This window comes from Desulfobaculum sp. SPO524, assembly GCF_044987625.1.
Taxonomy (GTDB): domain Bacteria; phylum Desulfobacterota; class Desulfovibrionia; order Desulfovibrionales; family Desulfovibrionaceae; genus Desulfobaculum.
The window spans coordinates 269250-280857 of the sequence record NZ_JBJDSB010000002.1 but is presented as its reverse complement, the minus strand read 5'-3'; the positions used below and the strand labels follow the sequence as shown (position 1 = coordinate 280857).

The 11608-nt window shown below is 62.5% G+C and carries 12 protein-coding genes; 9 read left to right on the top strand and 3 right to left on the bottom strand.

The genetic code is table 11. From position 1 onward, the window contains the following. Window positions 1-35 precede the first annotated feature (35 nt). On the bottom strand, window positions 36-782 hold the full coding sequence (locus ACI3L3_RS06845; RefSeq protein WP_404844368.1) for a hypothetical protein: 747 nt from the start codon (window positions 780-782) through the stop codon (window positions 36-38). Window positions 783-977: 195 nt separating this feature from the next. On the opposite strand from ACI3L3_RS06845, the gene ACI3L3_RS06840 reads away from it, so the two are divergent. Further along, window positions 978-1661, top strand: coding sequence for a PilZ domain-containing protein (locus tag ACI3L3_RS06840; protein ID WP_404844367.1), 684 nt, complete (start codon window positions 978-980; stop codon window positions 1659-1661). Window positions 1662-1749: 88 nt separating this feature from the next. Here ACI3L3_RS06840 and ACI3L3_RS06835 read toward each other — a convergent pair whose 3' ends face one another. After that, window positions 1750-2553, bottom strand: a complete 804-nt coding sequence (locus tag ACI3L3_RS06835) for an HD domain-containing protein (RefSeq protein WP_404844366.1) — start codon at window positions 2551-2553, stop codon at window positions 1750-1752. Then, complete coding sequence (locus tag ACI3L3_RS06830) at window positions 2550-2885, bottom strand: hypothetical protein (protein WP_404844365.1); 336 nt, start codon at window positions 2883-2885, stop codon at window positions 2550-2552. Before ACI3L3_RS06830 ends, ACI3L3_RS06835 begins: the two co-directional genes overlap by 4 nt. Before the next feature lie 169 nt (window positions 2886-3054). Between ACI3L3_RS06830 and ACI3L3_RS06825 the strand changes: the two genes are divergently transcribed. The 8 genes from ACI3L3_RS06825 to ACI3L3_RS06790 all read left to right on the top strand — a co-directional run bounded on the left by ACI3L3_RS06825 (window position 3055) and on the right by ACI3L3_RS06790 (window position 11583). Further along, window positions 3055-3489, top strand: a complete 435-nt coding sequence (locus ACI3L3_RS06825) for a response regulator (protein WP_404844364.1) — start codon at window positions 3055-3057, stop codon at window positions 3487-3489. 286 nt (window positions 3490-3775) lie between these two features. Continuing rightward, window positions 3776-4156, top strand: a complete 381-nt coding sequence (gcvH, locus tag ACI3L3_RS06820; protein WP_404844363.1) for a glycine cleavage system protein GcvH — start codon at window positions 3776-3778, stop codon at window positions 4154-4156. A gap of 26 nt (window positions 4157-4182) precedes the next feature. Then, the gene (gene gcvPA / locus ACI3L3_RS06815) at window positions 4183-5517 is read left to right on the top strand and encodes an aminomethyl-transferring glycine dehydrogenase subunit GcvPA (protein ID WP_404844362.1); all 1335 of its coding nucleotides are present in this window, start codon (window positions 4183-4185) and stop codon (window positions 5515-5517) included. Continuing rightward, the gene (gene gcvPB / locus ACI3L3_RS06810; protein WP_404844361.1) at window positions 5514-6959 is read left to right on the top strand and encodes an aminomethyl-transferring glycine dehydrogenase subunit GcvPB; all 1446 of its coding nucleotides are present in this window, start codon (window positions 5514-5516) and stop codon (window positions 6957-6959) included. Before gcvPA ends, gcvPB begins: the two co-directional genes overlap by 4 nt. Continuing rightward, window positions 6949-8325 (top strand): dihydrolipoyl dehydrogenase family protein, encoded by a 1377-nt coding sequence (locus ACI3L3_RS06805; protein WP_404844360.1) that lies wholly within the window; start codon window positions 6949-6951, stop codon window positions 8323-8325. Before gcvPB ends, ACI3L3_RS06805 begins: the two co-directional genes overlap by 11 nt. Window positions 8326-8413: 88 nt before the next feature. Continuing rightward, complete coding sequence (locus ACI3L3_RS06800; protein WP_404844359.1) at window positions 8414-9049, top strand: Maf family protein; 636 nt, start codon at window positions 8414-8416, stop codon at window positions 9047-9049. Between the two features lie 255 nt (window positions 9050-9304). After that, the gene (locus ACI3L3_RS06795) at window positions 9305-9805 is read left to right on the top strand and encodes a phosphatidylglycerophosphatase A (protein ID WP_404844358.1); all 501 of its coding nucleotides are present in this window, start codon (window positions 9305-9307) and stop codon (window positions 9803-9805) included. A 113-nt stretch (window positions 9806-9918) separates the two neighbouring features. Beyond that, window positions 9919-11583: a bacteriohemerythrin gene (locus ACI3L3_RS06790; protein WP_404844357.1), complete on the top strand. Its 1665-nt coding sequence runs from the start codon at window positions 9919-9921 to the stop codon at window positions 11581-11583. The last annotated feature ends 25 nt before the right edge of the window (window positions 11584-11608 follow it).

Genomic DNA, 11608 nt, shown 5'->3' with positions numbered 1-11608 from the left:
CTGTATCTCGTTTGGCTAAAGAGGGATGAGGCGCGCTACAAATACGCCTGCGCCACCGCGAACATGTCCTCATAGGAACAGCGCGTGCGCAGGGCCGTGGCAAGCTCCGCCGCCATGGCCATTTTGCGTTCCGCCTCGTGCAGGATGCCGTCGTACCGGGCATCCAGACAGGTTTTGATAAAGCTCCGGTCGAAGCCGTCGCTGACGAGGGTCAATCCCTCGCGAAAGAAGACACACCGGGAACTCTCGGCAAAGGGCTCGATGGTGCTTGTCCCCTCGTGCCGCGCCCAGATGACGTAAAACATCAGTTTGACCAGCAACTGATCGGCGGGCATGCGGGTATCCACGGTGACCAGATAGTCCTGCGTGTTGCCCGAACGCGCCTTTTTGACCATCTCCAGCGCCATGCGGGTGATTTTTTCCTCCGGCATGTGCTGGCAGGGAAAGCACGCGGCCATGCGCACCAGCGACTTGCGCGGATTCTCCCCCGCCGCCATGGACAGGTGCGCCTCGCGCATGAGGCCAAGGCGCTGGCGCAGTCCATCAAGGGACGTCTGCGCGCGGATGACGCACACGCGCCGGAATTGCTCGTCCGTCAGGCCGGTGAAGGCCGTCTCAAGTAAATATTTGATGTACGGCTCTTCGGTGCGCTCGGCTTCCTCCTGCGCGGCCTTGGCCGTGACCTTGGTTCCCATAATCTTTTTGAGGGACAGCCAATAGGCGGCAATTCCCTCAAGGGGCATTTCCGTGATGTCGACAGTCTGTTCAGCTTCCGCAGTCACGCCAGTCTCTCTTGCATATGATGGTCGAAGTTCATTGCCGTGCCTGAAAAAAACGGTATCCCATTTCCCGCCAAAAAAGAACCTTGTCGCTCCTGTGAGAAATCCCCACCTCTTTAGGCGAAAATCCTATTGTCCCTCATGGCCGCCTATGCCACACGCTTCCATATTCGCAGACTCAACCATGCAACAGGAACCATGACACAGACACACGCTTCCGCCACACAACCACGGTCCAGCAGCATTCCGGGCAGCCTGTACCACCTGCGTCCCGGAACACGCCTTGTGCTCGACGCGGCAGGCCTCGGCAAACGCATACCCACCCACTACATCGGGCAGGACAGAGGACGCTGCTTCATCGTGCATATGCCCCCGTCCGCCACGCACCCGGATGTGTACGACCACACCTACACCGGCAACACCGTGGTGGTCCGCTACATCAAGGACGGCAACGTCTGGGGCTTTGTCACCGCAGTGCAAGGGCGCATCGCCAAGCCCCAACGACTGCTGTTTCTCGACTTTCCAACATCTGTGGAATCCCACAATCTGCGCCAACGCCATAGGGTGGAATGCTCCTTCCCCGCTTCGGTCTGGCTACGGGGCGAGTTGATGGACACCGTCATCACGGACATCAGCACCGGCGGCTGCCGCATCAGCCTCACCGGCTCGGACCATGCCGTTGATATCAACGACGAAGTGGGCATTGAAAGCGCCATCTTTCTGGCCACCGGTCCCGGCAACCTGCTCACGGGCTGCGTGCGGCGCATCTCCCGCAGTGCGGCGGGCACGGACATCGGCATCCGCTTTGCGGACGTGCCGGAGCACGTCATGGAGCACATCGACGCCTATGTGGAACGTGTTTCGGAACTGTTAACACCCTAACACCGCCCCGCCCCCACCAGACGCAAAGCGCCCCGCCACGGCCATGCCGTATCGGGGCGCTTGTCGCATGCAGTGCCTGAGCAAAACGCTAGGCGGAGCAGGCGGGACGGGCCTCCAGGTCGCGCCGGACACGGCGGACCGCATCGCGCAGTTCCGGCTTGTCCGGCAAGCCCTGCGCCAATGCATCAAAGAACCCGCGCTCCAGAACCGCCATCTTGCTGGCGGCGAAGTTCAAATCATAGGTCCAGCTCATGAGCATGAGCCGGAAGTCGTTGAAATACTGCATCTCCGTGTACTTGGCCTGCTTGTGGGAGGCGAGGCGCTCCAGCAGAACCGGCGTATACGAAGCCGGATCATCCACAAGGCCAAGGGTCACCACAGAGTTTTCATGCGCGTCCGGGCTGAAGTAGGACAGCACCACACGGATGATGTCCAGCTTGTCCGCGTCGCGCACCACCCGCAGGGCGGTGTCCACGTCCGCAGGCAGCCCGCGCGGCATAAAACGGCGGTTATGCAGGCAGACCACGGTCTGCACCAGCTTGCGCTGGGCCTCGGGCAGGTCCGCAATCACGCCTTCCTCACGCAGGGCCTTGAGGCCAAGGCGGCCGTGATTCTCGGACACGCTGTCGTCAAAGGTGCGCCAGCGCGCATACTGCGGAAAGCGCCCAAGGTCGTGATACAGCGCGGCCAGATGCACCAGATGCATCAGCTCGGCCGTCATGTTGCCGTCGCCGCTGAGGCTGGCGGTAATCATACGGGCTTCATCCAGCACACGCAGGCTGTGGTCCCGCTTCAGGTCCACATTTTCCCTGTCCTCGTCGCTGTTGCCACGAAACCGCCGCACATACTCGTCAAAAAAGGCAAGGTGCGGCGTTATGTCAAAAGTCTTCATGCGCGTTCAATCCTCTCTCGCTCGGCGGCATATTCGTCTTTCGATATCCGCCCCTTTGCCACGTCGCGCCGCAGGTCCGCTAGGGCGGCCTTGCGCTGACGGCGCTCGTCTATATGCTCCGTGCCAAATTCCTTCGGCCGGAATTTTCCTTTCGGGCCGTACAGATACCGCAAAAAGAAGATGATGCCGGCAAAGGTCAGCACCATGGCCCCTATGCGTACAGCCGAGGCCAGCCACGGGTTCACCGCGCTGCCCGGCCCAGCCGCCATGGCCGATGTGGCCAAAACCACGGTCAGAAAAAAAGAAATGCCGATGGCACGAAAGAAATCCATTATTTATCACTCCGCAAAAAATCGCGCGCCACGGGCCTTCCCGGACGCAGGCAAATGCACTTTACGCCCTCTTGCCAAGCATCTCAACCTGTTGGCGAATATTGCAACGCGCGGCAAAATCCTTTAAGGAACACATTACGCAGGATACTCACAACATATGGGGGAACCGATGCGATTTCTGATAGTCGACGACGACTTCGACAGCCGGCGGCTCATGCAGAAAATACTGTATCCCTACGGATACTGCGATGTTGCCGTTGATGGCGAAGAGGCGGTGGAGGCCTTTAAGCGTTCGCTCAACAATGACGAACCCTACGACCTCATCTGCCTTGACATCATCATGCCGAACATGGACGGGCAGGAAGCGCTTCAGGAAATCCGCGAAATCGAAACCGAACGCGGCATCTCCGATGAGGCCCGCATCAAGACGGTGATGATTTCCGCCCTTGACGATACCAAGGAACTGCACGACGCCTTCTTTCTTGGCGAAGCCACGTCCTACCTCGTCAAGCCCATCCGCAAGAAAACACTCCTGAACGAGATGCGCAACCTTGGGTTGTCCATCCAGCTCAAGGAGGGACAAGGCAAAGCCGTGGAGGCATAGGACGCCCGTTCTTTTCGTCCCCTTCACCACTCTTGTCAACCATAGAGGACGGCCGCACCCGGCGGCTCGTCCTCTTTCGGCGCGCTGTGCGCCCCCGCCTTTTCCGCGCAGCGTTCTTTAGCATCTCTCTAACACTCTCCCCTTGCACGCATTTCTGCAAAAGGATATGTCCGCAGTGTGCTCGGACGCGCTGTGTTTTGCGTCCCACGCCGCAACACGACAATCCATCCGAACGGCCCATGCGCCGCAGCGCCGGGCCCCGGCCATACACCAAGGAGGTGCGACCGTGATTCCAAAAGACCTGCTGTACGCCAAATCCCACGAATGGGTACGCATAGAGGGCGAAACCGCCACCATCGGCATCACCCATTTCGCGCAGGAGCAGCTTGGCGACCTGACCTATGTGGAGCTTCCCGAAGTTGGCGAATCGTTTGAGGTTGGGGACGAAATCGGCTCCGTGGAGTCCGTAAAGGCCGCCAGCGAAATCTACGCCCCCGTCGCCGGCACCGTGGCCAGCGTGAACGAGGAACTGGAAGACGCCCCGGAAAAGGTCAACGAAGACCCGTACGCCAGCGGCTGGATGTTCACCATCACCCTCTCCGCCCAGCCCGAGGGCCTGCTCACGCCCGAGGAGTACGAAGCCGTCGTTAGCGCCGATTCCCACTAGCCTCAAGCCCCCGCAGGAGCACCACCATGCCGTACGTCCCGCACACCGAGGACGAAACAAGGCAAATGCTCGACACCGTGGGCGTTTCGTCCATGGATGAGCTGTTTGCCGACATCGGGCCACAACTGCGACCCGCCAGCTTCAACCTGCCCGAAGGCAAAAGTGAAATGGAAGTCATGGCGCATATGGAGCGTCTGGCCGCCAAAAACAAAGTGGATGTCGTCAGCTTTCTTGGGGCGGGGTTCTATGACCACCACATCCCCGCCGCCGTCGACACCCTGACCAACCGTGGCGAATTCGCCACAGCCTATACGCCCTACCAGCCCGAAGCCTCGCAGGGCACCCTGCAAGCCATCTTCGAATACCAAACAGCCATCGCCAGACTGCTGGACATGGACTGCGCCAACGCCTCGGTCTACGACGGCGGCTCCGCCATCTTTGAGGCCATGATGATGGGCGTGCGCGCCACCAAGCGCACCAAGCTCGTCATCAGCGAGGCCCTCTCTCCCATCTACCGCATCATGCTGGCGTCCTACACGTCCAACCTCAAGCTGGACCTCGTCACCGTCCCCCACAAGGACGGCAACACCGACATCGACGCCCTCATTGACGCCGTGGACGACGCCACCGCCGCCGTGGTGGTGCAGAATCCCAACTTCTTCGGCAACGTCAACGACTTCACCGCCCTGTGCGAACACGCCCGCTCGGTGAAGGCCAAAAGCGTCATCTCCATGTATCCGCTCATGCAAAGCGTCCTCAAGACGCCGGGCGAGATGGGCGCGGACATCGCCGTCGCCGAGGGCCAGAGCCTGGGCATGCCGCTGTCCTTTGGCGGCCCGTACCTTGGCATCATGACCTGCACCAAGAAGATGGTCCGCCAAATGCCCGGCCGCATCGCCGGACGCACCACAGACACGGAAGGCCGCACCGGCTATGTGCTGACCCTGCAAGCGCGCGAGCAGCACATCCGGCGGCAGAAGGCGACCTCCAACATCTGCTCCAACCAGTCCCTGTGCGCCCTGCGCGCGCTGGCCTACATGAGCCTGCTTGGCCCCTGCGGCATGGAGCGCGTGGCCCTCAAGGCCTCGCACACCGCGCACGAGGCCGCCCTGCGCCTCACCGCCCTGCCCGGCGTACAGATGCTGTCGGACGCCCCCTTCTGCAACGAGTTCGCCATCCGCCTGCCCGTTCCCGCCTATGAGGTGGTGGACCGCCTGACGGAGCGCGGCTACGTGCCGGGCTTCCCCCTTGGCCGCTACTACGATGGCCTTGAGGACTGCCTGCTGGTGGCCTGTACAGAAAAGCATACCAGCGAGGATGTGGGCATCCTTGCCGAGATGATGGGAGGCCTGCTGCGATGAAAACCATGTTTGCCCAGTCCACCCCCGGCCGCCGGGGCGTGTGCATCTCCAAGCCGGACTGCTGCACGGCGGACTTTCTGCCCGAAGGCATGCGCCGCTCCACCCCGGCCAACCTGCCCGAACTTGGCGAATTGGACGTGGTGCGCCACTTTACGCGCCTGTCTCACCTCAACTACGGCGTCGACAGCACGTTCTATCCCCTTGGCTCCTGCACCATGAAGTACAACCCTAAGTTCATGGAACAGGCCGCCACCCTGCCCGGCTTCACCCGTCTGCACCCGCTGATGGCCCAACTGAAGGGCGCAGGACACTTCACCCAAGGCGCGCTGGAAGTCATGCATGAGCTGGAAAACCTGCTCTGCGAAACCACAGGCATGGCCGCCTACACCCTGCACCCCATGGCGGGCGCGCACGGCGAACTGACGGGCGCCATGCTCATTGCGGCCTACCACGCCGACAAGGGCAACCAGAAGTCCAAGGTCATCGTCCCGGACTCCGCCCACGGCACCAATCCCGCTTCCGCCCACCTCGCCGGGTTCGACATCGTCTCCATTGAGTCCAAGGACGGCATGGTGGACCCCGAGGCCCTGCGCGAGGCGCTGGACGACGACGTCGCCGCCGTCATGCTCACCTGCCCCAACACCCTTGGGCTGTTTGAGCAGCACCTGCCCGAGATTGTGGAAATGGTCCACGGCGTGGACGCCCTACTCTACTACGACGGCGCAAACATGAACGCCATCCTCGGCAAAATGCGCGTTGGCGATGCAGGCTTTGACGTGGTGCACCTGAACCTGCACAAGACCTTCGGCACGCCCCATGGCGGCGGCGGACCGGGTTCCGGTCCGGTTGGCGTCTGCGAGCGCCTGCGGCCCTTCCTGCCCGTCTCCCGCGTAAAGAAGCTGGAGGACGGCCGCTTTGTCCTCGACTACGACCACCCGAAGAGCATCGGCTACATGGCCCCGTTTTACGGCAACTTCGGCGTCTATCTCAAAGCGTATTCCTACATCGTGCGCCTTGGCCGCAAGGGGCTTATCCGCGTCAGCGAAAATGCCGTCTTGGCGGCAAACTACCTGCGCAAACGCCTTGAGAAGGACCTGCACGTTCCGCACAACCGCATCTGCATGCATGAGTTCGTGGCCTCGGTCACCGGGGACGATCTTGGCGGCGTCCGCGCGCTGGACGTAGGCAAGGCTCTGCTCGACAAAGGCTACCACGCGCCCACGGTGTACTTCCCGCTCATCGTGCCCGAGTGCCTGATGATTGAGCCGACGGAGACCGAAGCCAAGTCCACCTTGGACGACTTCGCCGACGCCCTCATCGACATTCTGCGCACCGCCCGGACAGACCCGGACGCGGTGAAGGCCGCACCCACCACGCTGCCCGTCTCCCGTTTGGACGAAACCAAGGCCGCGCGCCAAATGGTGTTGACCGATGACGCCTAGCCATCTCGTCCGGTACGACCTTGTCGTCATCGGCGCCGGTCCCGGCGGCTTTGCCAGCGCAGAGGAAGCCGCGCGGCGCGGGCAATCCGTTGCCGTCATCGAACGCGGCGAGCTTGGCGGCACCTGCCTCAACAGAGGCTGCATCCCCACCAAGCTCTTCCTCGGCGCCACGGAATGCGCCAGCGACCTCGCCGCGCAGGCCAAGATGAAGGTGGCCTCCGGCGACATCAGCTTCAACCTCCCCGCACTGCAGGACCGCAAGGGCAAGCTCCTTGCCGGAAGCCGAACGGGCATGGAAAAGAAGCTGGCGGGCCTTGGCATCACACTACTGCGCGGGCACGCGCGCTTTACCGCGCCCGGCACCATTGCCATTGACGGCGACGAAGCCACAACCATTGAATACAGCGCCTGCGTCATTGCCACCGGCAGCACGCCAACGGCCTTCCCCGGCATGCAGCCCGACGGCGACAGGGTGCTCAATTCCGACGCCCTGCTGGACCTGACGGACGTGCCGGAGCACCTGCTTATCGTAGGCGGCGGCGTCATCGGGCTGGAGCTTGGCCGCGTGTTCTCGCGCCTTGGCTCGCGCATCACCGTCGTCGAGGCCATGGACCGCATCGCCCCGTGGGAGGACCCCGAGGTCAGCAAGCTCCTTGCCGGCCAGTGCAAGCGCGCCAAGTGGAAAATCCGCACCGGCCAGCGCGTCGCCAGCCTCGTCACCGAGGACGACCACGCGCTGCTGACGCTGGACTCCGGCGACACCATCACGGCGGACGTCGCCCTTGTTGCCACCGGGCGCGGTCCTGTGACGGACGGGCTGAACCTGCCGGCCCTTGGCGTCACTCCGGATGCCAAAGGCTTTCTGCCGGTTGACGAGCACCTGCGTTGTGCGGCACACGTCTACGCCGTTGGCGACGTGAACGGCATGGCCATGCTAGCGCACACCGCCTCGCATCAGGGCCGCTACGCCGCGCTTCACGCCGCAGGCACCGCCAAGACGCCCTACGAGTCCGGCCCGGTTCCGTGGTGCGTCTACGGCGCGCCCGAGAGCTTCCGCGTCGGCCTTATGCCCGAGGACGCCAAGGCCAAAGGCATGACGGTGCGCGTCTCGCGCGCCATGCTGGCGGCCAACCCCATCGCGCAGGCGCACGCCGCCGTGCAGGGGTTCATCAAGGTCTGCTGGCATAATGGCCGCGTGTGCGGCGTCACCGCCGCAGGGCATGGGGTCTCGCACCTCATCACCCCGGCAACATTGGCCGTTCATGACGGCTGGACGAAAGACGACGCAGACCGTATCATCTGGGCGCATCCGACTTTGGACGAAGCCCTGCTTGACGCGCTGACTGCTGAGCAGACAGACAACTAAGCATCACGACAATACATCAGGATTCAACCGGGCCGGGCACCTCCATGAGGCGTCCGGCCCGTGTTCTCCCAACGGAAAAGACGAGCGCATGAATATTGAGCCCATCGTAGAACCCGGTCCCTTCGAGGCCGCGCAACGCATCATTCTCGCCTCCGGTTCCCCCCGGCGGCGCGAAATGCTGGAAAACCTCGGTCTGGAATTCGACATCATCCCCTCTCCCGGCAACGAACCCGCGCCAGCCCCGGACGAATCGCCGGAGGACTACGCCCAGCGCGCGGCCATAGCCAAGGCCGAAGCCGTTGCCGAGGACTACCCGGACGCCGTGGTCATCGGCTCGGACACCGTCGTCACGCTGGACGGCGAAATCATGGGCAAGCCCTCGGACCAAAACGAGGCCCTGCTCATGCTCTCCAAGCTGGTGGACAACACCCACCGCGTCGTGTCCGGCTGCGCTGTCTTTCATCCCCATGCGTCTCAGCCCGTCGCCTTTACCGTGGCGACGGAGGTCACCATGGGCCCCCAACCGCTGGAAGTGCTGTTCAGCTACGCCAGCAGCGGCGAACCCATGGACAAGGCCGGCAGCTACGCCATTCAGGGCAAGGGCGGCTTTTTGGTGCAGAGCATCAACGGCTCCTACAATAATGTTGTGGGCATGCCGCTGGCTCATCTGGTGGACGTTCTACAGGACATCCGCGCCATCCGGCCACGCGCCATGGAGCGCTAGCCGGCCCCCGCACGCGCCAAACGGCCCCAGCTTTTGCCGGGGCCGTCTCTTTTTGCCCTGCACGCCGCCACAGCGCAGCACAAGCACATGGCAAAGCGCCTCCTACGCGCCACTTTTCAGCGCCTGCACGAAGCGAAGACGCCCAAGTCACCCGGCCTTTTCATCATTTCGCAGCGCCGCAGTGTGCCTTGCTATTCCTACTGCGTCGGCGTAAACAACACATTCATTCCACAACATGCATTTGGACACGCTTTCATGACACACATTTCCCGCTCCGACAGCATTGCCACAGCATTCGCCACCCTCGGCCCCATCGGCCATCTGCCCAAGGCTCCCGGCACATGGGGCTCCGCCGCCGCCGTCATCGCCGCGCCCTTTATCTTTTTGCCCCTGTCGCCCACAGTGCGCTGCCTTATTCTCGCCGCGCTCTTTCTTGTGGGCGGGCTGGTCGCAACCCGCGCGGAAGCCGTCATCGGCAGTAAGGACCCCGGCAGTGTGGTCATCGACGAAGTGCTTGGGCAGTGGATGGTTTTCGCCCTCTTCCCCATTATGACCACGTGGCAAATTCTCCTCGGCTTTATGCTGTTTCGCCTTTTCGACATCGCCAAGCCCTGGCCGGTAAAAGCCGCTGAGAACTGGCTCCCTGGCGGCTTTGGCGTGATGATAGACGACCTTCTTGCCGGATTGTACGCCGCGCTCTGCATGTGGGGCGCGCGCTGGGCCTACGTTCACTGGGTGGCCCCGCTCATGAACTAGCCCTTGCCTCCCGGTGCGGTTTCTGGCAGATTGCAAGCCGTTGTTAGGAATTATTCCTAACAGAGAGCGTGCAATCACCCGCCATCACGGCGTTTTACTTTTTCGAGGATACCATGACGAACAAAAACATTTTCACCCTGACCACGACCTTGGCAGTGCTGCTTGCCCTTGGCCTTGCCCTCGCCGCCCTGCTGGGGCATCCGTCCATGACCTTTGTCGGCGCGGTCAGCTTTGCTGTCGCCGTATTGGCCTCCGCCTCCTTCATGCTGGCCTCGCAGGGCGCGTACGCCATGAATGAGGCCGTCGCCAAAACGCTGGCCGGCCCGGCCAGGGGCGCCCAGCCGCAGCCCCTCGACATCGCCGCCAAGGAAGCCATCCGCCAGCTCGAAGAAAACCGGAAGGAATATGAAGCCCTCGCCGCGCGCCTTGAGGCCCAGCAGCGCGAAGCCGACAATTCCATCCGCCAAGCCGCAGAGGCCTCCCGCATCGCCGAGGAAGCCCGCGAACAAGGCATGGGCGAAGTCGCCTCCAAGCTGGACACCATGGTCAGCAAGACCACATCCGCCACAGCGCACATCACGGACCTGACCGACACCATTGCCGAGGGCGCCAAGACCCAGCGCGAGCGCATGCAGGAAACCGCCACCGCCATGGTGGAGATGGCCGCCGCCGTCACGGACATTTCCCGCAACACGCAGGAAACGGCCCTCAACGTTGAAAACACGCGCGAGCAGGCCCGTCAGGGCGCAGACATCGTGACGCAGGCCCAGCACGCCATCGTTCAGGTGGACGGCATGACCCACGGCCTCAAGGAACTCATGCACGACCTCGGCCAACAGGCGCAGGGCATCGGGCAGGTCATCGGCGTCATTAACGACATTGCCGACCAGACCAACCTTCTCGCCCTTAATGCCGCCATTGAGGCCGCACGCGCCGGCGAAGCAGGCCGCGGCTTCGCCGTTGTCGCCGACGAGGTTCGCAAACTCGCCGAAAAGACCATGACCGCCACCAAAGAAGTGGGCGAATCCATCACCGGCATTCAAAATTCCGCACAGGCCAACGTGGAGCGCATGGACGAGGCCGCATCCCTCATCAACAACGCCGCCGAGCTCGCCCGCGAGTCCGGCGCCGCCGTGACCGCCATCACCCAGCTTGCTGACGATAACCACATCATGGTGCAGGCCATCGCCGCCGCCTCCGAAGAACAGGCCCAGACCATGGTCGAAATCAACCGCGCCGTGGACGAAGTGAACGACGTGGCCGCCCGCATCGCCGACGGCATCATCAACGCCGCCAAGTCCGCCCACGAGCTCACCGGCATGAACGAAGAGCTCAACGTCCTCATCGGCGACCTTAAAAACGTCACCAGCGACGTACTCATCAACTGGACCTCAGACCTCTCCGTCGGCGTGACAGAAATCGACAAGCAGCACATGAAGCTCGTCGAACTCATCAACGCCCTCTACCGCGCCATGAAGCGCGGACACGCCCGTGAGGTCACCCAGAAAATCGTGGACGAACTGCTCGACTACACCGTCTACCACTTCGGGCACGAGGAAAAATACTTCGACAAGTTCGGTTACGAAGACACCGCAAGCCACAAGCGCATTCACAAGAAGTTCACCGACACCGTGGGCGAATTCGCCCGCAACTTCAAAGCCGGCAAGGCGGACGTCTCCAGCGATCTGCTCAACTTCCTGCGCGATTGGCTCACCGGGCACATCAAGGGCACCGACAGAAAATACGGGCCCTTCCTGCGCGAGCACGGCGTCAAGTAACAGCGCCACCGACGCATCAAAAATG